Here is a 23,934-nt window from a genome sequence, read left to right on the forward strand (position 1 = left end):
CTTTTGATTTCCGCAGCGATGAAAAGGCAATAAAAAAAATCAGTTCTCAAGTCTTAAAGAAAAAAGACACTTAGAGGGGTAGCGTCAGGAAAATGCGGTTATCTTAACCGGTCATAATGGATGACTTTACGGTATTCAATGTAAAGTTATCCATTTTTTTGTTTCTTTATAGACTATTTAACCACACTAATTTTTATAGAATTTATAGTAAATAAAGAAAGGAGGAAGATTATCCTAGATTAAGAGACTGAAAGCTATCTATCAGACTATTACACTCTTATTGATATATTGTAAGTTTAAAATAAAGTCATACCGTTTATAAAAAAGTTGCACCGTTTTACCCATTTGGATTTTGTGTAAACAAAGTGGAGGCTATTCTTGGTTTATATTGTAGGAACATTTAAAAAATCTTTTTAAGTTTAGAAGACAGATTCAATTTAGAATGTATGACATAAATAATAAATAATTAAAGAAAATTTATCTGTATTGATTGACCTTACCCTTACAGGAAGCTTTATATTTAAAGTACTACATAACAGGAGGTAATTGTTATGCTTTCAATTGGTGAGTTCTCTAAAATATCACATCTCACTCTGAAAACGCTTCGCTACTATGATGAAATTGGTCTTCTAAAGCCCGCTTGGACAGACGCTAAAAGCGGATATCGTTACTATAATATTTCACAATTGGAAACAGCATTATTGATTACACGCTTAAAAACCTATTTATTTTCTCTTGAAGAAATTAAGGTTATTTTAACTAATTGGCAGGGTGCCGATCTTTTTCAGGCTAAAATGAAGGCCAAACAAGAAAATCTAACACAACAGATAACTATTTATTCATCTCTATTAAAGAAATTGGAGCTTGATATTCAACTATTAGAAGAAGAGAAAAACATCATGGGTTATTTAGACCAGATTGACATCAAACTTTGCGATCACTTAACATTAAATATTTTATCTCAGAGAAAACAAATTAATATTTCTGACTTCCTAATACAATTTAATGAATTGTTTAGTAAAGTAGTTTTTGAAAAATTAACACCTGTAGCTAAACCGCTTGCTATTTTCCATAGTGCAGAATATGTACCAGAAAATTATGACGTAGAAATTGCGATCCCCATTGTAGAAGCCACAAATGAAACAAAAGTGTTTAACCCTGGTCTTTGTGCAATGGCAACGCTAATTGGTTCTTATGATGATTTACCTTCTATTCATACAAAGTTACATGCATGGATTGAAGAAAGTCATTATAAACTGAATGGTGCTCCTTTTGAAGTTTATCAAACGGACCCTCATACAACACAGGAGGAAAATAATATCATAGAAATATATTTCCCAATAAAATAAATACACGAAGGAGCGTTTCCCCATGTATGGTATACACAAGCCAACTATAAAACAAAAAATCTTGATTTTGTTTGCCGAGATTATATATTTAATCATTGCATATTATTTACTTTTCATTGCTTATGAAAAATCAGCCATGTCAATCGGGCTTTTTATCGCTTTAATTATTACTGCATTAAGATTAACAGCTATGATGTTTATCTGGCTACCTAGAGGCATTAGTTGGCAAGAAGCCATCATGAACAGTGTAGCTTTTGGAATTTATTATTTAGGCTTTCCTATTTTAATGGTAATCAGTAATCAGGAGCCAAACTTGACTTTACTTATTATAGGTTGGGTATTGTTTTTTGTAGGCAGTATGTTAAATACTGTTTCAGAATTGCTTAGAAAACCTTTTAAAGACAATCCTGCAAATAAAGGAAAGTTGTATACAGGCGGGTTATTTAAATATGCGATTCATATTAATTATCTTGGCGATTGCCTTTGGGTACTAGGTTTAGCACTCATATCTAATAATGTTTATAGTTTACTTATTCCTCTAGGTATATTCTTAGTATTTGTTTTTAGCTATATTCCAAAATCCGATGATTATTTACAAAACAAATATGGAGAGCAATTTACAGCATACAAAAAGAAAACAAAAAAATTAATTCCGTTTATCTGGTGAATCATCACAATAGACAATCCAAGCTTTCTCAAAATATAAGATCCTTTTGGATCTTATATTTTTTTAGGCGACTTCTTATTTATTTAATACTGTATTTTTATATTCGCTGCTTTAAAAGAGGGGATATGGTATAATAGTTTTCTATTTTAGCAGTAATTAAGTTTCGCTCTTGGGAGAGAAACATACTTTTTATAATGCGCTTTTTAGAAGTGATTAAATTAATTCTGTTTAAACAGGTTAATACATTTCTAAAAGGCGCTTTTATTTCACGTTAAGAAAGTATAAATTGCCAGCGCAGAAGATGATCCGACGTAGTTGCCAATTTTAGGAATTAAGTATAAGTGCAACTACGCCTCTGTCTTCGCCTTTCCAAGGCTCGCCAATCGGCGAGTTTTCTTTATGTTTTTTTAGAAAACTTTAAATGGGAGTTGAGATATTCTATTTCTACTTACATATGAGAGAATGATAATGTGAAAATAAAACACAATTATTACACTATCAAAAATGAATAGAGATTTAACAAAGTAACATTAGTTGGAAGACTGACAAAAGACCCTGAGCTAAAAAGAACAGCTGAAGGTACTCCCGTAACCAATGTAACCCTAGCTGTGAATCGCCACTTCCGCAATCAGCATGGGGAAATTGGGGCAGACTTTGTCCAATGCACACTTTGGAAAAAAACCGCGGAAAATACTTCTCGCTATTGCCGAAAGGGCTCATTAATCGGCATCACCGGTCGAATTCAAACGAGACATTATGATAATCCAGAAGGCACTAGAGTCTATGTGACCGAGGTATTGGCAGATTCAGTAAGATTTCTTGATCAAAAAAAGCAAGAGGAAACATGGATTGCAGCAGGGAGGGAGGCATGACTAATTGAATGTCGGACGTGAGAAGGAATTAGAAAATTTAGTTGAGGCCTTAATAAGAATGCTCGGAAAATCGAATGAAAGGGTGAATGACTTAAATAAACGGGTTAATCAATTGGAAGTCATCCTTCGTGAATCGATATTGCAGGGCTGCAACCCAATCCAAGCAGGAGAGGAAGCTAAAACTTCCCCTAACTATACTTCATGAAAATATCCTCAGGTTTTTCCATCCCTTTTCCTACCATACAGAAAAACAATCGACTCTCCAAACATCCTCATTCTCACCGGCGCTTATTGTGCCGGATTTTTATTTATGAAGGGCTATTGCTTCTTATCCTTTTGACATATGAGTAAGTGTTGCAGGAGTACCTTACCCCTTGTATTTATGATCAATACTTTCTAAATAATACTTAACACTAGAGATAGATAACCTGTAAATACGAATAGAACACTCATAAAGAGGGATGTTACCGGTGGTGCCTTCTTTATAAATGATAATACTGTTAACATTAAAAACAGCACAGCTAATATCATAAGGATCCCACTTGTTACATTTATATTAAAACTCACAATCATTTCTGGATAAAATGAACCTTGGTATAGTGTTGTAAATAATTTTGAAGCCCCTACACTTTTAATCGTTTGTACAATTTCGTGAGGTGGCGATTGTTGTCCTAATGCTGCTGTAACAGAAAAAACAAGCAGGATTACTATGCTTTCCATTCTTGTCCAAGGTTTTGGGTTAAATGATTTATTAGTTCTTAGTTTCCTTCTAACTAGTATGCCATTGATTATTGCATAAGCTAGCAACGGAATAATTAACAAATGCTTGATTAGAAGAGCCTGTCCATAAGATAGCACCCAACTTCTTACATAATCGTTGATATCAACAACAAATGTCATTAGAATAATCCCCGTAATAACTATCACTGTAAAACAAGTAATGGCAACTGGTGTAAACCATCTTAAAAAGTTCTGCCAATTAGAATAATCCTTTGAAAACCAACTTACAACCAGTAAAATCCCTGCCCAAACAGTAACGGCAGTAAAATGGGAAGTATGGGTTATGAAACCTTTCCACAGATCAAGAGAACTGGCGTGACTTGCCCATCCAAGACCTAAAATTAATAATAAAGTGAAGAGAAAGCCAATAAATGAATATATTCGCTTATTCTGATAATCAAACCAAACAATAAAAATAAATAAAACATTGGCGAGAATATAGGAGAAGATCCAGGCTTGCCCAACTTCAAACGTAAATATCACAGATTCTATAGTTTGATATAATCCTATATCCTCATAAAGAAATAATATTAGTTGTAATAGTGGAAAAAATGATAAAAATGCTATTCCACCTGCTGCGGTCATTAATGTTCCTCTACGAACATGAATATTAGGACGATTAGAACTTGGTACCATATAAAGGAGAAAGCTCCCCATTAAAAGTGAAAAGCAAAGATATAATAAAACCTCGCTTACAATTACTGCATATAACATTAATTAGTTTTTCCTCCTCATAAGCAATAAGAAGCTCCCGATAACTATTAGGATTAAAACCACAATTACCGAAGGAATTACATATGAAGGTAATTTTTTTTGTTCAAATTTTTTGCTTTCCTCATTTGCTTTTTTATTTTCATCTTGTTTAGGCTGTTTTACTTGGTTTTGCTCCTGCTCAATTTGGGATTGTTTATCGGGAATTTGAACAGTAAAATGATATTCCCCTTCGATTGGATGACCATCAGCACCAATAATATTCCATTCTACTTTATAACTTCCGTTTTCTAATGGATATTGTAAACTCCCAACTATTTTGTTGTTAGTTAAAGAGATATTTTCTATAGGTATCGATTCACCAATAGAGTTTTTTATTTGAAAAGTGCTACTTTGTTCTACTTTTGTTTCAAAGGTTAATGTGATCTCTTGAAGGTCCTCTTTAACGATTTCATTATCTTGAGGAGATGAACTCTCTAAGCCGGTATGTGCAAGACCATTGTTAATAAATGTTAAGAAAAATAAAAAAGTAAATAACATTGATTTTCTGACCATAAAGTACCTCCATTGTTTTACCTGTATTATGTAATCAAATGAATAAAGAAGCCTTAACATGATGCAAATGAGTAAAACTTATTAATTTATTTTATTAAATTGACACACATATTAGTGGTTGCTAATATGATGATATCAGAACATATTAGTAATGTCTAATATGATTGGAGGTAAAGTTACCGATGATAAAAACAGATGTTGATTTAATGGTAAAGTTTCTACGTGGATTTTCAGATAAAACAAGAATTCAAATTCTTGAATCAATTAAAGATCAAGAAAAAACTGTTTCGGAGATTGTAGAGGACCTTAATGGCAAGCAATCAAATATATCCCAACATTTAGCTTGTTTAAAAGGCTGTGGACTTATTGTGGGCAGACAAGATGGTAAATTCATTAAATATAGCTTGCGAAACCAACAAGTAAGGGACTTACTAACAATGTTCCACACAGTGTTCGAAGAAGTGCAAACGGATATAGCTTGCTGTGAGAATCATATCGAATAAGGTGGTGAAATGCTCTGGCTGATAAATGTTGCAGTTCTAAAGATAAAGATGAAAATAAAAGTTGTTGCAGTGATACCTCAAAAACTTTTGAAAATTTTGTGGAAGTAAAGACTTCTTGCTGCAGCAGTGATTCCAATACTCTAGAAAAACCTAACCAGGCAAAAAGTTCTTGTTGCAGCAGCGATTCTATTACATTTGAAAAAACAGACAAGGCAAAAAGCTCCTGCTGTAGCAGCAAGGTTGAAGAACAATCAAAAGACATTCCTCTTTCACCAGCTACTTCTGAAGAAAAAGTTGTATATCGTGTACACGGAATGGATTGCCCAGCTTGTGCTGTTACAATTGAAAAAGGGTTAGGTGCTTTAAAAGGAATCAGAGATGTAAAAGTGAACTACAGTACAGCCAAACTACAGATGGTTGGAGATGTCGGTTCATTTGATCAAATTGAAAATCAAGTTCAAAAACTTGGTTATGCGGTCGAATCATTGGAACAGAACAAAAATATGAGAACGTACAATATCGAAGGAATGGATTGTGGCAGTTGTGCTAAAAGTATCGAAAACCATTTAAATACTTTGCCTTCAGTGCGAAATGTAAGTGTGAATTTTTCTACAGGAAAAATGAAGATTGATCACGATAATAGCGTTGAAGATATAGTCTCAGAAGTGGCTAAAATTGGTTATAAAGCGTTCTTGCTTACGAAGAGTGGGAAAACTACCGAAACGCCTAAAAATAAAGAAGGAAATGGTTTAATCATCTTTTCAGGGGCTTTAATAGCTCTAGGGTTTATTGGGTCATATAATGGTATCTCGCCGATAATGAGTAATATTTTGTACGCGATAGTAATCGTTTTAACTGGATATAAGCCTGTGAAGAGTGCTTACTATGCTTTAAAAAGCCGTTCACTTGATATGAATGTATTAATGTCGGCTGCGGCAATTGGTGCTGCATTAATTGGTGAATGGTTAGAGGGAGCAACCGTAGTTTGGTTATTTGCTTTGGGGATTGTTCTGCAAAATCGTTCAATCGAGAAGACAAGAAATTCTATTCGAAATTTAATGGATTTAGCTCCACCAGAAGCGTGGGTGTTAAACGGCACTGAATTGGGGAAAAAGCCGGTTGAAGAGATTTCAGTTGGTCAAATAATCATTTTTAAATGCACTGCGCTTATTAAAAGTTAAAGGATAAGAAAATAATGAAACTTTACGTAAAAATATAACTAATCCCATTAATATAGCGATGCTAAAACGAGGCATCGCCCTTTTTTTTACAAGGGAGGATTGTGAAGATTTGAGGTGTGAGATTTGAATAATAAATGGAATAAGTTGATATATAAATTCTGGGCGCCTATTTATGATAGATTTTTTAACTCAAGGGGATTCCTTCAAGCGCGTAAACTGACATTTGAGGGAGTCAAATTTGAAAGTGGGTGTAAAATTTTATTCGTCGGTATTGGAACAGGTGCTGACTTAGAGCTAATCAATGATTCTGAGTTAGATATTACAGCCATTGATTTTTCACCAGATATGCTAGAGAAAGCAAAAGCGAAATTTAATACTTCATCCATTAGATTTATGGAAATGGATGCCCAAGAGATGAGCTTTGATAATAATTCATTTGATATGGTAATTGGAAGTTTAATTCTTTCAGTAGTTCCGGATGCGGAAAAATGTTTTCAGGAAATGGTGAGAGTTTTAAATCCTGGAGGTAAAATAATTATTTTTGACAAATTCGATTCAAGTGGAGATAGACTTTCCCTTCCAAAAAAGCTAGTAAGACCACTTATTAAAGTTTTAGGAACGGACATAGGGCTAAGTTTTGAAGAGATATTTATTAAACATAAAGAGAAGTTGAGTATTGAAGAAGATAAACCAGTAATGCTAAATGGAATGTATAGAAAAATTGTTGTTAATAAACTTAGTTAACTTGGAGTACACAAAGTGACTTTTTTCCATGCTGGCCAAAAAGGTAATAAAAAATCAGCCCCCAAGTCTTAAAGAAAAGACATTAAGAGGCTGAACTAATCAAGATAAATTCACAAGATCCCGCAGCTCATCCGTTGATAATTCAGTAATCCAGCTTTCACTTTGGATGATCTGATCATTGAGCGATTGCTTCTTTTCAAGCATGGCATCAATTTTTTCCTCAAGTGTGCCAGTGCTGATGAATTTATGAACATGGACAAAGCGTTTTTGTCCGATACGGTACGCTCGGTCGGTGGCTTGGTTTTCAACAGCTGGATTCCACCAGCGATCATAGTGGATGACATGATTAGCGGCTGTTAAATTCAATCCCGTACCCCCGGCTTTTAAGGATAAAAGAAAGATAGGAAATTCTTGATTTTGGAACCGGGTGATCATTTGATCCCGTTCATTTTTTGGTACACTTCCGTTTAAAAATGGTACATCCTGTCCAAATTTCTTTTTAATCGTCTGCCGGATGATATTTCCCATCTCAATATATTGGGTAAAAATCAGACAGCTTTCACCTTGATCAAGAACAGAGTCGATAAGCTCGCAAAGCTTTTCAAGCTTAGCAGACCTTACAATATTGTTCGTTGGCTTCTCTTCCTTTAAATAGAGAGCAGGGTGGTTACAAAGCTGCTTCAAACGGGTCAGCATTTGCAGAATTAAGCCCTTACGCTCAAAAGCGGAAAGTTTTTCAATCTGCTCAAACGTATCCTTCACAAGCTGCTCATAAAGGGAAGCTTGTTCTGCTGTTAATGGGCAGTACTCCTTTTGCTCGAGCTTGTCTGGGAGATTGAGCGCGACTTCTTCGTCCTTTTTCGTGCGGCGCAGGAGGAAAGGGCGAATAAAGGCTTGAAGCTGCTTAACCCTTTCTTTATCATCATCCTTTTCAATCGGCAGGACGAACCCCTTTTGAAATTGGCCCATGCTGCCAAGATAACCATGGTTTGTAAAATCAAAAATCGACCAAAGCTCCGATAGTCGGTTTTCCATTGGTGTTCCAGTTAGGGCGATATGGTGCTTTCCCTTCAATTTCCGGACAGCCTTTGACTGCTTCGTTTGCGCATTTTTTATATTTTGTGCTTCGTCAATGCTGATGGAGCTCCATTCGATGCCCTCGAAATGCTCCGCATCCAAGTGGGTAAGTCCGAATGAAGTAAGGACAACATCACTAGCTGTTACCTTTTCTGAAAACTCATCACCTTTAGAACGATTTCCTCCGTAATGGAGATACACATTTAGATCGGGAGCAAACCGCTCAATTTCCTTTTGCCAATTGCCTAGAACAGAGGTTGGACAAATGATAAGAGCGGGGCCACCGTCTTTCTCCAGCTCTTTCACTTTTAAAAGATAACTTAAGAGCTGAATCGTTTTCCCAAGTCCCATATCATCTGCCAAGCAAGCCCCGAATCCGTACCGACGCAAAAATAACATCCAGCTCATACCAAGTTGTTGATATGGGCGCAGTTCACCTTGAAATGTGTCGGGAACCTCTACAAGAGGGATGTCCTTTGTATCTCGGAGCTGCTTCACCATTTGCTTCCACCCGCGGTTCAGTTCAATTTGAATGCGGGCAAACGCCTTCGGATTCTCTAGTTCATCTTCAGAGGAAGCTTCCTCTGAAAGAAGCTCTTGTTCGATTAAATCGCGGACATGAAGTCCTTCTTTTTCAGCCTTTTTCATTAAATCTTGAATTTGGCGAACGAAGGCTGGATCAAGCTTAATCCATCTGCCGCGAATGTAGACGAGCCGTCTTTTTTCTTCGACCATGCTGCGGAACTCATCCTCTGATAAATCCACGTCGTTCATGGATATTCGCCAGTCATAATCAAGCATTGCCTGCAGCCCGACGAAGGACGGACGATGGCTTGCGGATTGCCCTTTTACACGTGCCTTCACCTTTAAGCTGGCGTTTTTCATAGCCTGCCACCAGGAAGGCAGCAATATTTCCACTCCGAGAGAGAGAAGGGTTTCACTTGCTTCTGTCAAAAAGGTCCATGCTTCATCCTCCGTCAGACGAGTGGCAATTCCCTTATCTCCAGCAAGCCAAGGAAAAACATTGATCCATCTCTGCTGTTCCTTCAAAATGATTTCATCATATTTCTTCCAACCGCGAGGATAATTAGCAAAATCATTCACATCAATGAGCACATCAGGCTGCTTTTTCCCACGAAGGAAGATGCCGAGATCCCATAAACCGTCCAAATCTGCAGGCTCTTCCAATTTAAGGCCGATCGTAAAAGGGACTTCACTTTCCTTAAGTCCGATCCATTCCTGAAAGCTTTCCTCATCGAAGTATGCTGCAAGATCACGAGGTGAGAGCTGTTCATTCCGTAAAGTGTTTAATTTACTGCTTAATTCCTTTTTCAACATGCTGTTTCGGAGGAAAAAGCTGTCGAGTGCATGATGAAACCACTCGTGAATAAAGTCTTTTACTGACGTGTCTCCAATCGTTTGCTCCCAAAAGGAAGAATTGAATTCATAAATGACACTGTCAGGCAATGCCCAGCGAAATTGCCCATTCTCCCATGCTGAAAAGTCTGGAATCCATTCCTTTTCCATGATCGCCTCGTAAATGGGAAGGGAGGAGGCTAAACACACCTGCGCCAATTCATCCCAATCCCAATCGATAAGCTGGTTGAATCGTTCTTTTGCAAGCAAGGTGACAAGCTGCCAGCCGTTAAGAGGGATCTCTATTCTTTCCACAGATTTATCTGTATGAAAAAGAGTTCCGAAGAAGCTTTCCTCATGGTAGTGGAAAAGAAGCTTGCTCCAGAAATCCGTATTTAAATAATCCCCTTCCTCATCAACGGCAGAGATGCAATAAAGATCAGAATGTATATGTCGTATGTTAATTTTTATATACCTAGTATCAAGCATCGATCAGCTTTCCCCTTTTACATTCTTCCTGGAAGGCGCGAAGCCGCTTTGTTTTTTCCAGCAAGGCTTCTAAGAAAAACTCCCAGTCCTGTTGTCGTTTCAGCTTTTTATATAAAGTGCGGAGCTTTTTCAGTTTCCGAACCGCCTCACGGTAATGATCTCTGCCTTTATGAGTAATATGGCTGTGAATGGAATGATGGTAGAGCGGCAGCAGCAGTGTAGGCTCTCTTTTTTCGATTGCTTTAATGCGATCATTCGACAGCATATCAATATCATGGTTCATAAAGGCCTGCAAATCAGTCCACTTATCAAAGTCTTCATTTTCGAAAAGAATATATTCATATTCACTAAAGCTATATGGAAGCGTCTCAATGAGTGCTTTTTCAAATAATTCCTGTCTGCCCGTTTCTAAACAATACGGCTTGATGGAACGAATGACTAGATCCGTGTAGTTTCTCTTTGCATAATAGTCATCCGTAACGCCAAGATATTCACGTAGTTTTTTTATAAATTCCTCCACGAATGGCCCTAATCGCTTCCATTCCCTTTGGCTAGTAAATAGTTCAATCCAATAAAGAAAATAAGGCGTCATCCACTTATCAGGGAGAGCCAAATGTTCAAGAGCGATTTCATCTTCACCTAGAAGGATATGCAGATGTAGAATGCCCACTGAAACGGGATCATTTTTATTCTCTACTGCACGAAGCTTTTCGATCTCTGCTGTACACCAAGCCTTTTTTTTGAAAAATTTTGTCCATAAAAACCGATACAATTGAGTTCGTTCGTATTCAAGTGCAAAGTCAACTGTCAGCAAGTCGGACGAATCCTCTTTCAATTTCTCAATAAATTCATCAAAGGCAAAGGGGAGAGAGTGGACAGATAGCTTATTCATCAATTCAACGGTATCCTGCATCAAATCCTGAAAGAGGTGAATGTAGTAGCGATTGATCATATCCCCTGAATGCTCAAGTTCTATGCTTAATTCCATCAATTTTTTAAACGAAAAAAAGGAGGCAACTAGCTGATAAAGGAGCTTCCATTCCTGCTCGAAGGGTGTATTCGCTTTCCAGCGCCTTGTGTATACATGATAGAGCTCAGGAATGATGTAAGGCTTTGGCACTCCGTTTCCTGTCATAATGGTGTCAAAGCTTTCATTAAAAGCTGCAATCCATCGATCATAATCTGGCTTTTGCCGGCCTGCTGTCTTTAATAAATCTTTGGCTCTTTGCATTCCTAATTGTTTAGCGACCTTCTTCTCCTTCAATGGCTGTCTCCATTCTTCTACCCACATAGTCACGCTTTTAGTATGTGAAAGGATCTGGAAAAACACGGCAAGCTGATGACGGCAAAATCCCTCTGCTGGACACGAGCATTCACTTAATTGGATGAAATCAAGATTTAGCTGAACCTTTGCAGGTGTTACGTCCTGAACAACGGCCGTAATCTTGACTCCGTCAAACCGCACTTGAGAAACAAGCCGCTGCCGAAAAAGCAGCAGTCCCTTCTGTACAAGCCGCTCATCCTCCTCCATATCCGCACGTAATAACCCCATCAACTCCTTCGCCGCAAACTCCAATGGCTCAAGAAACCGCTCCGGGATCGTAGACATAGAAAGACCTCCTTTTACACGAGACAATAAGAATAAGAATAATTATAACATAAACGGGGGGCAGAGAAGAGTGCCTGTCACCTTAGTGCCGTGAATGGATGAGGAAAGATAATAAAAATAAAAAAGAGACCGGATGCAATAACAGCTTTGCATCGGCCTCTTTATCATATTGTCTAGCTCCAGCGCCTACCCCCGACGTACAGGACGTACTGGTGTCGACAATGCGACAGGACAAGGAAAGCTACGTCAGCGACACATCGCACGACCAAAAGAGAAGCTTTTGGGAGGACGTCGTGCTTTTGTCGACCTCGAGGTCACAAGCTTGTCTAGTTACGGCTCCTAGGGACTCGCGTCATAAGCCGATCCCTTCCAGAAGACAAAGAACGTCTTCTTACAGGGCTCGTCTTATGCAGTCGTCCCTAAACAGTCGCCTTCACATTTCGATCAATCCTCCCAGAAAGGTAAAGAACACCTTTCCGTGAGGCTCGACTTGTGCTTGTCGGGGTGGACACTAAGGAAAGCTCCTTAGAATAATCACCGCAGGAACAATCGGCTTTTGGATTGTTCCGAAGGCACTTACGCTTTTCTTTTAAACAAGTTCGTATTCAGTTACATTGCGCTCAATGACACGAGCATCCTTAGCGGAAGCAAAACTGCCGTTAGTCGTTTGGAAAATATCGGCAGTAACGATTTGGTCCATTGCCAGTTTAACAGCAGCTGGATCAATCGGTTCTTTTGGATTATCGATGGAAATTCGTGATAATTTCCCCTTATCCGTTAAAAACGTCAATTCTAATGATTTTGCCATGAGATTCAACCTCCTTTTTTATATTGTATTGAACATTGCATATAAGCTGAGCTGGAGCTGGTTAATTCCAGCCATTTGATTATCCAACAATATCAAAGCTGTCATTTCGTACCACTGATGCTAAAGGGTCATTGCTGAGAGCAGCAATTGCCTGAGCCACTTGTTGAAGCTGATCTGCAGTAGCTGAGCTTTTCACATTCCCGAATGTTTTTGTTTTGAATACCGGCTCGCCTTTATCATTTAAACCTGTTTCAAAGCTTAAACGAAGCTTCGTATCCATAATCATTGCCTGTGCCATGTTCATCCACCTCCTTTCACCCTCTATATATATTGGAAGAAGGGAAAAGGACATGTTGGATGCAGAAATTTTGAGGAGCGCCTTACGAATAATCTTGTTTCACATGAGGATTTATTTGAAGAGGAGCGGGGGATTTGCCGTCACATATGGCAAACACGATAAGAAATTGCACAAAAAAAGCGGGTGAATGTGTAATCACCCGCTTTTTCTTAATTAATGTTGAACAGGATACCCGTTTAATTCAATGCCATGTTGAACAGGATATCCGTTTAGTTCAATGCCATGTTGAACAGGGTATCCGTTTAATTCAACGCCATGTTGAACAGGATATCCGTTTAATTCAACGCCATGTTGAACAGGGTATCCGTTTAATTCAATACCATGTTGAACAGGGTATCCAGCTAATTCCGTTGAGTTGGAGCCAAATGTGCTCACACCAAGAATAGTTAGTGCTAGAGCTGTACCCGCAAGTAACTTTTTCATTTTTTCACCAACTTTCTCAAAATTTTATAATTTCTGTAATTTATTGTATCAAGAATTTAGTAGTTTATCAATCTCTTCTTCAATAATATTAAAAATTTTTGTTTTTCTTTCTAACTTTAAGAGGTGGAGGCACTCCTCTAAGTATTCCTTTCCTTTTTCAATCTCCCCCATTTTGACGTAGTTTTCACCAATTTGATAATGAAATTCATTTAAAAGATATAGCAATTCCTCATTAATACAAAGATTAAGCCCTTTATGACAATAAGTAAGTGATTCTTCATATTCCCCTATATCTGTTAATGCTTGTGATAACCCAAATAATATTCTTAACTTCCCTTTCATATTTAAGATAGAGGGTAGATTCTCGATGTTACTTAAAGCTTCCATAAAAATGGTAATAGCACTTCGATAATTCTGCGTTTCATAAAAGATGAGACCAATACTTGTTAATATTTCTATTTCTCTTTCTGAAAGGGAAACTCTTCTTGGATTTGTTAATGCGATCGCTTTACTAAGGATATCAAATGCTTTGTCTGAATTTTTGTCAAGGTGATGGCAACAAATGCCTTCATGCCACATCAGATACTGTTTTAATGGTTTTTGATTAAAGAGAGGATTACGCTGCTCCTGTTGAACAATCGTGTTTATTGCCTCATAATTGCGTTCTCTTTTGTATTTTTCAATGATTTGAATAACTGCATTTGGATAGCTAACAGTTGATTTTGATGCAATATCAAGGAAGTGTGTTAATTCTACTTCGAGCTTGATGGCAATTTTGAAAAGAACATCGAGGGTAGGGTATGATCTCTCTTTCTCAAAGGATATTAATTCTTCCTCTGTACATATCCCTTCTGCTAATTCTTTTACAGTCAAATTTTTAAACTGGCGAAAGGATTGAAGCATTTCACCGAATAAATATCCATCTAGTTTCATAAAATCCCTCTTTTCAACTATCTCTACTATGATATTAACATATATTATTTATTTTGTTATGAATAGCCATGGTAAAATTTTCTGAATTTTGTTTCGATTATTACTAATCCATTAATAAACGTTCTAATTAGTAGAAAAGAAGTCTAAATAAGGTTTTTTAGTCTGAAAAAATGGATTTAATAGCTAGATAGCATGGTTAGCTCAGCCAAAATCCATAGGGATCGGCCCAAAAAATGAATTTATAAGCCAAATGACTACGCTAATCCTCCAATCAATAAACCCTTCAGTCCTTTGATCGACCTCCTTTTATTCGTACTAAATTATTTCGAGTAATATTCTGACTTTCCTCTACAAGATCGTAATTTTTTTAAAATAATAACCAATTAAAAAGATTTCCTCTCATGCAGCAAGTGGATTAGCATTGGAAAAGCTCGTTTTGAATTTCTCCATACCGCTGTCCTTCCCTGACTAGGGAATGGACAGCGGTATGGAGAATTCTGTCAGTGTTTGAAAAGTACTCCGCTTGAGAAGGATTTTACATGAGAGCTTCAGTAAGGACCGATTGAATAAAATTTGCATGAAAATCGTCAATTTCTTTTTTTTATTCTTTTTTACTAAAGAAATCTAAACTGTTTTTTTGGGGGCTTTAATTTATCCTGGTGTTTAACTTGTCATTCGAATTCCCTAAAAAATTCATGTCCTTTTCGAAATTTACCATAAATTTCGAAAAAAATTTAAATATGTAATTTAGCCGAACGGGGTCAGATACCCCATTTCAAGCAAAAAGCCTCGCAGAAATCAAACCCTCAAAGCCATATGTTTTTATGTAACTGTGAAACAAAATAACGCAGGAAATAAAACGCTCCCTCAATCTGCATAGTTATAGAAAAAAGAGGAGCAGACGAAGCTGTTCCTCTTTTGATTGGTTAATTTTTTGTATTCAAAGTTCCTAAATCCAAAGAAATTAATTATATACTTTAATCTTTATCGTTTTATTGCCCCAATTGATGGCATTCTGTTTAGAAGGGATAAACACATCAATTTTGTTTCCTTTGATAGAAGATCCTTTATCAGCAGCAATGGCTTCACCGTAGCCAGGTACATAAACCTTTGATCCTAGTGGAATCACATTTGGATCAACGGAGATCACTTTAGCATTTGGATTCTTTTTTAAGTTGATTCCCGTATAAGTGATGCCGCTGCAGTTTTTACAGTTCGCGGTATATGCTGTTGCTTTGACGGTAATTTCTTTGAAGCTTGCAGATTTTACAGGAGGAGCAGGCTTGTTTGCTTCCGTAGCAGTTTTCGTCAATTTTAAAACTTGATTTGGTTTGATTGTATCGGATTTAAGGTTATTCCATGATTTTATTTGTTGAACGGAGACATTGTTCTTTTTAGCAATTCCCCAAAGTGTATCTCCATTTTTTACTTTATATGTATTTTCAGCTGCAAAAGTAGCAGTTGATAGTCCAAATGTTAGAAAAATAGCAGTAGTAAAACCGATTAGTAGTTTCTTCAAAACTGTTAACTCCCTTTCATTTCTTTTAAGAGCATGTTAACAGGAGAAGATGACAGCCATGTTTCAGAATAAAACTATTTTTATTACAAAATATGATGGGTGTTGTAATAATTAATTAATAGAACCAAAATTTTCTAGTATGGGAAAATAGCTAGAATTTAAGGTTTTACAATTGATACTGCGGGTTTTAGAAAAAATTGAGCAATCATGCAGAAATTTATCTGCATGGTTGCAAGGGAAAGCTTATTAGAAATGTTATTGTTGCCTCTTTTATATGGAAATATTGATACTCAAGCTGCCGAATTCGTGGAAAGAGAAAGGAATCCAAGAGGGAAGGATCTCAGAGAAAAGAAAAATTGCTTTAGAATTGTTAAGAGAAGGGATATCTACTAAGATAATAGCTCGGGTAACAAATCTTTCAGAGGAATAAATTGGAAAATTAAATAAAAAACAATAGAATTAAACTTTTTGGACAGGATTTTTACACTACTAAGTTTCCATTCTGTATCGATTAACTTCCTTCTTTGAAACAGTCCATTGAAATTAAAGCGAAAAAGAGATAATGTAAGTTAAGTAATTATCGAAATTATAAAAAAACATAATGGAATTTTTTAAATAGAAGGATGGTGGAGAAATCAAATGCAAAAGGACAAAATACTATCTATCTTGGAAAAAGAGTTAGTAGTGGCGCTTGGCTGTACAGAGCCAGTAGCGATTGCGCTGGCAGCGGCGAAAGCGAAGAGCTATGTGAACGGAGTCATACAAGAAATTCAAGTAAAGGCAAGCGGGAATATTATTAAAAACGCGAAATCAGTCGGTATTCCTGGGATGACTGGTAAAGGCTTAGATTTCTCTGCTGCACTTGGAGCAGTTGCGGGCAACTCGGAGAAAAAACTAGAAGTGCTGGATGGTCTTACAAAGGAAGATGAGCTGTTAGCCTTTAAGCTGATTGAAGAGGGGAAGGTTAAAGCAAGTCAAGCGGATACACCGAAAAGGCTTTATATTGAAGTTATTGTTCAAACAGACAAACAGAATGCGAAGGTTGTTATTTCTGATAATCATAGTAATATCACATTAATTGAAGTAGATGGCAAACCTATTTTCCTCGGTGGATGCGAGAATATTGGCATTCAATCGGCTGAGGAAGATTTGGAGTATCTCACCATCGATGAAATTTATGAATGGGTTCTACAGACAGATGTGAAGAGTTTAGGCCTTGTTAAAAGAAGTATCGAGTTAAACCGAGTTATTGGTATGGAAGGGCTCGCAGGCGATTACGGCTTAAATGTCGGAAAAACGATAAAGGACAATGTGAAAAAGGGAATCTTATCAGATGATTTAGCAACTGCTGCCATGTCACTAGCCGCTGCTGGTTCAGATGCAAGAATGGCAGGCTCGACGCTGCCGGTTATGGCCAATACAGGAAGCGGCAATCAAGGAATAGCAGTTACCCTTCCTGTCGTTGCTGCGGCAGAGAAGCTCCAGGTGTCTGAAGAAAAAATGCTTCGCGCCGTTGCACTCAGCCACTTAGTTACAATTCATATTAAATCGAAATTCGGCCGTCTGTCAGCCTTATGCGGTGTCACGGCTGCGGGAATGGGAGCAAGTTCGGCTATTGTTTATTTGCTGGATGGATCCCTTCAACAGGTAAAGGCGGCAGTTCAAAATACAATTGGCAATGTATCCGGAATGATCTGCGATGGTGCGAAGGCAGGCTGTGCCATGAAGGTTTCTACCTGTTCAAACGTCGCAGTCCAATCGGCATTACTGGCGTTGAACCATAAAGAAATTCAATCCACAGATGGATTTATTCACGATGATGTTGAGAAAAGCATCGAAGCCTTCTGCCAGCTAGGAAACGAAGGAACACGGCAAACCGATGAATTAATCTTGAAATTAATGATGGAAAAATAGTTTCTTAAGTGAATATAGAGTAGTGGAAAAGGCCATCACGATGAGTGTTGGCCTTCTATTGCTGTGTTACAAGAATAAGGAGAACCCCCGTATACCTGTCCTTATAGCCCTGTTATAAGAAAAGGCTGTTTTCGTAAAGTTTGTTGTTTTAATGCAATTTTTATCGCAGATTAACGGGCTGTAAAACCCCCACTTCAAGAAGTTGAGTTAAGAATAAATTTCTAAGTGGGGGATCAACAGCCCGTAAAAGCCCGATTGGTTCAACTAACAATCAGTGGGGGATGAAGGAAAACCTCCACTGATTGAAGTTTCACTTTATTTAACTATCTGAGTTGATTGGAGCGGAGGGCACTTGACTCCTCGAAAATGCATTCGCATTTCCTTCGTGCGGTGTTAATTTCAAGGAAGCTTATTCAATGTCCTGCGGGAATGGAGGGAAGCGTGAGACCCCACAGGCGCAAGCGCCGAGGAGGCTCACGTCTCTCCCCGCGGAAAGCAACGGGCAAAATTTGAAGGCAAAAGCAACAATATATGCGAAAAGAGCCTAAGAAAAAAACATTCAAAAAAACCTAACTAACAACCAATCCCTTATACGCCACGTCCCCAAGAATTTGATAGACATGAACATTCGGCAAATGAATCGCGTATACCGTCTCTTCAGGAGCTTTAACTAATAAAACATTTGGATGAATTCTTTCGATTACTTGAATAGGTGTGGGTAATATGGAGGCATTTACATCCCCGCCGATTGCCCAAAAGGATACAGCAGATGTCTCATCTCCATCTGGCTTCTGTTCGGTAATGATAGGAGATACGCTTTTTCGATTAATATGAACTAAGTCCTCTAGAATCGCACTTGCGGTTGGAAACATTCCTGCACCTGGTCCTTGCAAGCTGATGTTTCCAACAATATCCCCATCAATGGATACGGCATTTTGAACTCCTTCCACATGGTAAAACGGATGCTGTTCATTCACAAGCACAGGCTTTACGGCGCATTGAACGCCATCAGCAGTTCGTTCAATTGAAGCTACATGCTTAAATCGGAATCCTAATGATGAAAAGATTTCAATCTGTTCGGGTGTAATTCCTCGAATCCCTTCTCTAATCGACTCACCCCAGTTCGGCGCTTCCCCAAATGTAAGCTCACTTAAGATCACCGCTTTGTAAAAGGCGTCATATCCCTCGACATCATTGGTTGGATCGGCTTCAGCGTAGCCTTTTTCCTGAGCGAGCTTTAAGGCTGATGCAAATGGTACGTTTTCTTCCCTCATCTTTGTCAAAATAAAATTTGAAGTTCCGTTAAGAATACCTTGTATTTTTTTGATATTGTTGACATTAAGTAATTGCTTTAGCGTTTGGATGACGGGAATCCCGCCGGCGACAGTTGCTTCAAAGCTGAGTGTAACGCCATGCTCGTGAGCTAACCGTTTTAATTGACTTCCATAATGGGCAAACATTTCTTTATTCGCCGTGATCACATGACAGCCCCGCTTAATGGCTCTCTGTAAATAGGAAAAGCACGGCTCTTTTCCAACAATAGCATCAATCACGATATCAAGCTTTTCCAATGAAATAATCTTGTCAAAATCATCTGTTAAAATGACATCATCGTCTGGCGAGTGGTGCTTATCTAAATTTTTTACGAGAATCGCAGAAATTTTCACTTCTTTTCCAAAAATAGCTTGAAGCTTTTTCTGATGGGATTGAACGGTCTGATAGACACCCTTCCCAACAGTACCGTATCCTAATAAGGCAATATGAATAGCTGACATGATTCATTCCTCCTGTTTTTGTTTGTAAAATGAAAATGGAAAAACAAAAAACCCCCTCTGCATAGAAAGACAGAAGGGGAGCATGAATAACATAAACTGTATCCGTTCCACCTTCTCATCTTCGGAATTGTGATTATTCCTCTGAAATTGGCACCGGGCATATAGATGCTGGTTGCCGAGGCTTCGCAGGGTCAGTCCCTCCACCTCTCTTAATAAGAAGATTTTTAATTATGAAATTATTTATAATCATATCTATTTCGTAGGGTCTCGTCAATAAAAAAATTGACTAATCATCATCCCTCTTCATTTTGTCAAAATTATAACCGCCATTTTCTTCTATAATGAAGACCGGCTCTTTTTTTTCGTCGAGAATCATGGTCATGGTGAGTCTGCCTCTATCGTGGGTGATTCTTCTGTATTGATGGGCAATCTGCAGCTTATTGTTAAAAGTGGACAATTTTAAGTTGACTCGAATGATAACCCCATTGCTTAATTTTACATCTGTCTTACTGCCATAGGGGAAGGTTTGTACAATATGATCGGGGTTGAACCATATGTTGTCGTGCTTATCAGGAGAGTTGATTGGGAACATACAAATGCCTAACGCCTGATTCAGAACAATCGGACACATACTGTTTTTTCGAAGAATCGATTTTGCACCTGTCTTAGCACCTTTGTAATTGAAGCCATAGAATTTTAATGTTTCATCAAGCAATTTGATTGGCGAACAATCTACTAGAAATGTCTTTCTTCCCTCTAATACCCTCGAACACAGCTTCCCGTACTCATTGTGCTCACCCTTAATCAATGATGTTTCCTGATTGATAAGATAATACTTTAAAAAATACATTTCCCCACACTCCATTTTTTAGAATTTGATATGAAGTAGGACAAAAGATGCGGTTAATTTGATCTAAATCCATCATACCAGAAATATTCGAAGAAATATATTACAATTTTGTGAACAATTGGAATATTTAATATTTGATTAAAATTGCATTTTTTTCGCAAATATCTCTTTTTATTGATCTGTACAGAAAGATTTGAGGCAAATTTTGCGAAAATCGACCATGATGAAGGTGAATATTCACGTATTCCATTGTTAGCCTGGCTTCCTCCGACTCGGTTATGTTTAAGGCACCCGGGAATACAATAGCAAGCGCGCTCTTTGAAAGGATTTTTTTAACATGGAGGGCTTTGAGCAATTAGTAAAACAATACGGACCTATGATTCATAAAATCATGAACACGCTGCATATTTACAAGAACAAGGATGAATTCTTCCAGATTGGAAGGATTGCCCTATGGGAGGCAAATGAACGATTCGATCCGGAAAAAGGAGAGTTTACTAGCTTTGCCTACACTTATATCAAAGGCAGATTTTTGTCCGAGATGACGAAGCAAAATAAACATGAGGAAAGGAGTGTATACGCTAAGGAGGAGTTTTGGGAGGGGATCGAGGACAACTCTCTTGAACAGCCCTTCGAAGTGAAATTCCTACTTTCCTATTGCGAGGGGTTAACGGATAATCAGAAGAAATGGGTTTTGTACACTTGCATTGATCATTTAACAATAAAGGAAATTGCCCTTAAGGAAGGTGTATCTGTATCGGCTGTTAAAGCATGGCGGAAGGGTGCAAAGGAGAAGCTGAGGGGAAGCTTAGAGATAAGGGATTAAGAAGCCAGCGCAGACTGCTTCGTTCTAAACAAAAAAAGGCCATCTCATAATTGAGATGACAAAGAGAGATTTGAAAGGCTATTGTACTTAAAAAGTAAAATAGCATGGGTTGAAACTAGAACTGCTTCTTCTATTAAAGCATAATGTTAATTTTCCTGTTATCGCCGAAAATCAGAAAATTTTGAGGAAAATCCTATCTTTTCTCCTGTTTTCGCCAAAACTGATAGATCAATATTACTTTAGTAATATTTTGGGGAAAAATTTCACTTTAGTTTACGATTGTTATAGGAGTTTTTTGCAGAATAGGGATCCATTTTGGAATTGGCCGTGAATTCAGAGATATTGTATTATGTTCAATATAACTATAAGAAGGACAAGGAGGCACCTGATGAAACCAATTGTAATTGAAACAGCCCCGGACAATGTAAAGGTCAAGCTAGATAACCGCCCTATTAATCTACCATTTGAAATTCGACAACAACACCACCATCACTGGGAACAACAAATAGGAAAGAACCCTTCTCTACGAAACGGAGCAGCTTATACAATAACGAAAATTGACAAAAACCCCGAAGAGCTTGAAGTAACTGTCGCAAAGACTGACTACAAACACTATTTATTCACCCTCCACCATGAAGATTGCGCTGCTCCTTGTAAAGTCATCTATACATGTGCAGCTGTCATCACAAGCGACCACCATATAGCTATTGGGCGAATGAACGAAGCAACCTCTACACCTGGACGCCTGCAATTCACAGGCGGTGGGCTAGATGAATCAGATCTAGTAGGATCCATATTTGATTTAGAAAAAAATATCTGTAAAGAGATAAAGGAGGAGATGGGGGTGGATATTCACTCCTCATCCACACGCTCTTTCCTTCCTAAGTTCATTAAGCATAAAGGATCGCATGATTTTTGGGCGGTTATGTATGAGCTATCCGTCCATTCCACCGCAGAAGCGCTTCACACTCAATTCTTAAAGCACAACCAGCAATTAATAGAAAGCGGGCAGCAGCCAGAATTCGATGAGCTTCTATTCATCCCGCTAGAAAAAGCAGCCATAGAAGCCTTTGTTCAAAATGAGTCATCACCAATGGTAGATTACTTGGCTCCGATTCTCGAAAAATATACAGAATCATAGATGCCTTCCTAACGGTCCTTTGGTTAAGACTGGACATGGAAGGAAATATATAGAGTATAATCTAAATATAAATAGTAATAGGAGCTAATAAACATGCTTATTCAATGTACAAAAAAACTTTTAGATCAGCTCGATATCAAACCTCAATCCCATATAGAGGCTGAACCGCTCTTTTCTTGGCATGCTCATTTATTAACCATTAATCGCAGGAAAACGGTTGTGCTTGTGAATGATCAAAATCGGTATGCGATTGTTTTCCATGGCCTAAAAGCAAAGGATTTTAAAAAATTGGATGAAGTGTTATTACAAGGAATCCGTGAAACATTTCTGCAAGAGGGGATGAAGGAAGAGATAGTCGAGAAATTTCTCCTTCAATCTAAGGAGTTCACCTACACGAAAACAAAGGATCGGACTTCTGTTGCAAGAATGAACAAGGCTTGTGAGAATGTTCAATTTTTCGAAGAGCTGCTGGACAGCGATTCTATCTTTAATACGAGAATGAGTATGAGAGTCAGCAGAGATTTAGTTGGGGATGGGAAGAATAAATATATTTGCCCAAATGAAGAGATGTATAAGGATCTTGAGCTTTTTGCGGGGGAACCTATTTTTAGAACGAAGGCTGTTCAACTAAAAGTTTCGCTAAAGCTAGGGAAGAAGCGGAATGTTTGGCGTCGAATTGTCGTTCCGGTAAATATCACATTTGATCAGCTTCATGAATTTCTCCAGACAGCGTTTGGATGGCAGGATTATCATCTCCATGAATTTTACGTTTACGAAGATGCTGCATCTGTTCATGAACGATCCATCAACAATTTTGTTTATCATGAGAAGGGGCATAAGCCGATTATTAATCTCGTTTGTGATGAAGAGGCCTTTGCTTATCCGAATGATGTTGAAATGAAGCTTGAAACAGATATAAAGCTATCGGAATACATCCCTGCCTATAAGAAGCTTGAATATAATTATGATTTCGGGGATAACTGGCAGCATGAAATTAAAGTAGAGAAAATGATCGATGATTACGATGTAAATTATCCGGTTTGTCTTGAGGGTGAAGGAAGCACTCCACCAGAAGATGTTGGCGGAGAACATGGTTATGAAGAATTTCTTAAAATATTGGCTAATCCAAAGCATCCAGACTATAAACATATGGTTGAATGGGGAGAGCTGCAGGGTTATGGGGATTTTGATATCGGGAAGGTAAATCATATACTTAAAAACAGGTGGTGAGTTCCCGTATCGGGCACCACTCGAAAAATCTAGTTCCAAAAGGTGTTTTTAGGATAATGAAAAAATGAGTCGACTGTTTCGGATGGTCGACTTTTTTCTGTTAAAACGAGCCATCACCAAATATAGATTACTTTGCCTTAATTCTCGAAAAATATGTGAGCGAGTAGCTATTCTATTTTTAAAAAGACCTATCACCTCATCAATATATATACTAAAATAGAAATAAATAACATGTCATTTTCCACCACCACGTACCAATTAGGC

22 protein-coding genes and 1 riboswitch are annotated in these 23,934 nt (G+C 37.8%); of the genes, 11 read left to right on the forward strand and 11 right to left on the reverse strand.

The genetic code is table 11. From position 1 onward, the window contains the following. The first annotated feature begins 551 nt into the window (after positions 1-551). The 4 genes from KHA94_RS07890 (at position 552) to KHA94_RS07905 (ending at position 3,093) form a co-directional block, all read left to right on the forward strand. A complete protein-coding gene (locus KHA94_RS07890) occupies positions 552-1,349 on the forward strand; it encodes a MerR family transcriptional regulator (protein WP_213101599.1) in 798 nt (265 codons plus the stop codon). A 22-nt stretch (positions 1,350-1,371) separates the two neighbouring features. After that, positions 1,372-2,016, forward strand: coding sequence for a methyltransferase family protein (locus KHA94_RS07895; RefSeq protein WP_213101600.1), 645 nt, complete (start codon positions 1,372-1,374; stop codon positions 2,014-2,016). Positions 2,017-2,558: 542 nt separating this feature from the next. Then, positions 2,559-2,888, forward strand: coding sequence for a single-stranded DNA-binding protein (gene ssb, locus KHA94_RS07900; protein WP_213102246.1), 330 nt, complete (start codon positions 2,559-2,561; stop codon positions 2,886-2,888). A 4-nt stretch (positions 2,889-2,892) separates the two neighbouring features. After that, complete coding sequence (locus tag KHA94_RS07905; protein WP_213102297.1) at positions 2,893-3,093, forward strand: hypothetical protein; 201 nt, start codon at positions 2,893-2,895, stop codon at positions 3,091-3,093. 191 nt (positions 3,094-3,284) lie between these two features. Here the strand turns inward: KHA94_RS07905 and KHA94_RS07910 are convergent, their stop codons facing one another. Together KHA94_RS07910 and KHA94_RS07915 are read right to left on the reverse strand one after the other, a co-directional pair. Next, the gene (locus tag KHA94_RS07910) at positions 3,285-4,382 is read right to left on the reverse strand and encodes a copper resistance D family protein (RefSeq protein WP_213101601.1); all 1,098 of its coding nucleotides are present in this window, start codon (positions 4,380-4,382) and stop codon (positions 3,285-3,287) included. 3 nt (positions 4,383-4,385) lie between these two features. Further along, a complete protein-coding gene (locus KHA94_RS07915; RefSeq protein ID WP_213101602.1) occupies positions 4,386-4,934 on the reverse strand; it encodes a copper resistance CopC family protein in 549 nt (182 codons plus the stop codon). A 182-nt stretch (positions 4,935-5,116) separates the two neighbouring features. On the opposite strand from KHA94_RS07915, the gene KHA94_RS07920 reads away from it, so the two are divergent. The 3 genes from KHA94_RS07920 (at position 5,117) to KHA94_RS07930 (ending at position 7,362) form a co-directional block, all read left to right on the forward strand. Further along, a complete protein-coding gene (locus KHA94_RS07920) occupies positions 5,117-5,437 on the forward strand; it encodes an ArsR/SmtB family transcription factor (RefSeq protein ID WP_213101603.1) in 321 nt (106 codons plus the stop codon). 98 nt (positions 5,438-5,535) lie between these two features. Further along, entirely contained in the window at positions 5,536-6,618 is a 1,083-nt protein-coding gene (locus KHA94_RS07925; protein ID WP_338030721.1) for a heavy metal translocating P-type ATPase, read from the forward strand. Positions 6,619-6,741: 123 nt separating this feature from the next. Continuing rightward, positions 6,742-7,362: a class I SAM-dependent methyltransferase gene (locus KHA94_RS07930; RefSeq protein ID WP_213101604.1), complete on the forward strand. Its 621-nt coding sequence runs from the start codon at positions 6,742-6,744 to the stop codon at positions 7,360-7,362. A gap of 99 nt (positions 7,363-7,461) precedes the next feature. Here KHA94_RS07930 and KHA94_RS07935 read toward each other — a convergent pair whose 3' ends face one another. The 7 genes from KHA94_RS07935 to KHA94_RS07965 form a co-directional block, all read right to left on the reverse strand. After that, on the reverse strand, positions 7,462-10,284 hold the full coding sequence (locus tag KHA94_RS07935) for a DEAD/DEAH box helicase (protein ID WP_213101605.1): 2,823 nt from the start codon (positions 10,282-10,284) through the stop codon (positions 7,462-7,464). Continuing rightward, on the reverse strand, positions 10,277-11,893 hold the full coding sequence (locus tag KHA94_RS07940; protein WP_213101606.1) for an SWIM zinc finger family protein: 1,617 nt from the start codon (positions 11,891-11,893) through the stop codon (positions 10,277-10,279). The genes KHA94_RS07935 and KHA94_RS07940 overlap by 8 nt, the downstream gene beginning before the upstream one ends. Before the next feature lie 589 nt (positions 11,894-12,482). Continuing rightward, positions 12,483-12,701, reverse strand: a complete 219-nt coding sequence (locus tag KHA94_RS07945) for a DUF2922 domain-containing protein (protein WP_213101607.1) — start codon at positions 12,699-12,701, stop codon at positions 12,483-12,485. Between the two features lie 79 nt (positions 12,702-12,780). Beyond that, entirely contained in the window at positions 12,781-12,999 is a 219-nt protein-coding gene (locus tag KHA94_RS07950; RefSeq protein WP_213101608.1) for a DUF1659 domain-containing protein, read from the reverse strand. Between the two features lie 213 nt (positions 13,000-13,212). Beyond that, positions 13,213-13,482: a hypothetical protein gene (locus KHA94_RS07955; RefSeq protein ID WP_213101609.1), complete on the reverse strand. Its 270-nt coding sequence runs from the start codon at positions 13,480-13,482 to the stop codon at positions 13,213-13,215. A 48-nt stretch (positions 13,483-13,530) separates the two neighbouring features. Then, positions 13,531-14,415, reverse strand: a complete 885-nt coding sequence (locus KHA94_RS07960; RefSeq protein ID WP_213101610.1) for a helix-turn-helix domain-containing protein — start codon at positions 14,413-14,415, stop codon at positions 13,531-13,533. Between the two features lie 964 nt (positions 14,416-15,379). Beyond that, positions 15,380-15,934, reverse strand: a complete 555-nt coding sequence (locus tag KHA94_RS07965) for a 3D domain-containing protein (RefSeq protein ID WP_213101611.1) — start codon at positions 15,932-15,934, stop codon at positions 15,380-15,382. 639 nt (positions 15,935-16,573) lie between these two features. On the opposite strand from KHA94_RS07965, the gene KHA94_RS07970 reads away from it, so the two are divergent. Further along, the gene (locus KHA94_RS07970) at positions 16,574-17,848 is read left to right on the forward strand and encodes an L-cysteine desulfidase family protein (protein WP_213101612.1); all 1,275 of its coding nucleotides are present in this window, start codon (positions 16,574-16,576) and stop codon (positions 17,846-17,848) included. Positions 17,849-18,417: 569 nt separating this feature from the next. Here the strand turns inward: KHA94_RS07970 and KHA94_RS07975 are convergent. Together KHA94_RS07975 and KHA94_RS07980 are read right to left on the reverse strand one after the other, a co-directional pair. Next, positions 18,418-19,623 carry a homoserine dehydrogenase gene (locus KHA94_RS07975; protein ID WP_213101613.1) on the reverse strand — a complete coding sequence of 402 codons (1,206 nt, stop codon included), beginning with the start codon at positions 19,621-19,623 and terminating at the stop codon, positions 18,418-18,420. Between the two features lie 112 nt (positions 19,624-19,735). Next, positions 19,736-19,842: riboswitch (SAM riboswitch) on the reverse strand. 67 nt (positions 19,843-19,909) lie between these two features. Beyond that, complete coding sequence (locus KHA94_RS07980; protein ID WP_213101614.1) at positions 19,910-20,473, reverse strand: competence protein ComK; 564 nt, start codon at positions 20,471-20,473, stop codon at positions 19,910-19,912. Between the two features lie 337 nt (positions 20,474-20,810). Between KHA94_RS07980 and KHA94_RS07985 the strand changes: the two genes are divergently transcribed. From KHA94_RS07985 to KHA94_RS07995, 3 genes are all read left to right on the forward strand, one after another. Further along, positions 20,811-21,299: a sigma-70 family RNA polymerase sigma factor gene (locus tag KHA94_RS07985; RefSeq protein WP_213101615.1), complete on the forward strand. Its 489-nt coding sequence runs from the start codon at positions 20,811-20,813 to the stop codon at positions 21,297-21,299. A gap of 388 nt (positions 21,300-21,687) precedes the next feature. Then, on the forward strand, positions 21,688-22,440 hold the full coding sequence (locus KHA94_RS07990; protein ID WP_213101616.1) for a hypothetical protein: 753 nt from the start codon (positions 21,688-21,690) through the stop codon (positions 22,438-22,440). A 93-nt stretch (positions 22,441-22,533) separates the two neighbouring features. Next, positions 22,534-23,670, forward strand: coding sequence for a plasmid pRiA4b ORF-3 family protein (locus KHA94_RS07995; RefSeq protein WP_213101617.1), 1,137 nt, complete (start codon positions 22,534-22,536; stop codon positions 23,668-23,670). Positions 23,671-23,934: the final 264 nt, after the last annotated feature.

The organism is Cytobacillus citreus, assembly GCF_018343665.1.
Lineage (GTDB): Bacteria > Bacillota > Bacilli > Bacillales > Cytobacillaceae > Cytobacillus > Cytobacillus citreus.

Excerpts from the sequence above, each read along its gene's own strand:
- KHA94_RS07890 (WP_213101599.1), top strand. The coding sequence starts at position 552 with ATGCTTTCAATTGGTGAGTTCTCTAAAATATCACATCTCACTCTGAAA.
- KHA94_RS07895 (WP_213101600.1), top strand. The coding sequence starts at position 1,372 with ATGTATGGTATACACAAGCCAACTATAAAACAAAAAATCTTGATTTTG.
- KHA94_RS07910 (WP_213101601.1), bottom strand. The coding sequence starts at position 4,382 with ATGTTATATGCAGTAATTGTAAGCGAGGTTTTATTATATCTTTGCTTT.
- KHA94_RS07915 (WP_213101602.1), bottom strand. The coding sequence starts at position 4,934 with ATGGTCAGAAAATCAATGTTATTTACTTTTTTATTTTTCTTAACATTT.
- KHA94_RS07920 (WP_213101603.1), top strand. The coding sequence starts at position 5,117 with ATGATAAAAACAGATGTTGATTTAATGGTAAAGTTTCTACGTGGATTT.
- KHA94_RS07935 (WP_213101605.1), bottom strand. The coding sequence starts at position 10,284 with ATGCTTGATACTAGGTATATAAAAATTAACATACGACATATACATTCT.
- KHA94_RS07940 (WP_213101606.1), bottom strand. The coding sequence starts at position 11,893 with ATGTCTACGATCCCGGAGCGGTTTCTTGAGCCATTGGAGTTTGCGGCG.
- KHA94_RS07945 (WP_213101607.1), bottom strand. The coding sequence starts at position 12,701 with ATGGCAAAATCATTAGAATTGACGTTTTTAACGGATAAGGGGAAATTA.
- KHA94_RS07950 (WP_213101608.1), bottom strand. The coding sequence starts at position 12,999 with ATGGCACAGGCAATGATTATGGATACGAAGCTTCGTTTAAGCTTTGAA.
- KHA94_RS07955 (WP_213101609.1), bottom strand. The coding sequence starts at position 13,482 with ATGAAAAAGTTACTTGCGGGTACAGCTCTAGCACTAACTATTCTTGGT.
- KHA94_RS07960 (WP_213101610.1), bottom strand. The coding sequence starts at position 14,415 with ATGAAACTAGATGGATATTTATTCGGTGAAATGCTTCAATCCTTTCGC.
- KHA94_RS07970 (WP_213101612.1), top strand. The coding sequence starts at position 16,574 with ATGCAAAAGGACAAAATACTATCTATCTTGGAAAAAGAGTTAGTAGTG.
- KHA94_RS07975 (WP_213101613.1), bottom strand. The coding sequence starts at position 19,623 with ATGTCAGCTATTCATATTGCCTTATTAGGATACGGTACTGTTGGGAAG.
- KHA94_RS07980 (WP_213101614.1), bottom strand. The coding sequence starts at position 20,473 with ATGTATTTTTTAAAGTATTATCTTATCAATCAGGAAACATCATTGATT.
- KHA94_RS07985 (WP_213101615.1), top strand. The coding sequence starts at position 20,811 with ATGGAGGGCTTTGAGCAATTAGTAAAACAATACGGACCTATGATTCAT.
- KHA94_RS07990 (WP_213101616.1), top strand. The coding sequence starts at position 21,688 with ATGAAACCAATTGTAATTGAAACAGCCCCGGACAATGTAAAGGTCAAG.
- KHA94_RS07995 (WP_213101617.1), top strand. The coding sequence starts at position 22,534 with ATGCTTATTCAATGTACAAAAAAACTTTTAGATCAGCTCGATATCAAA.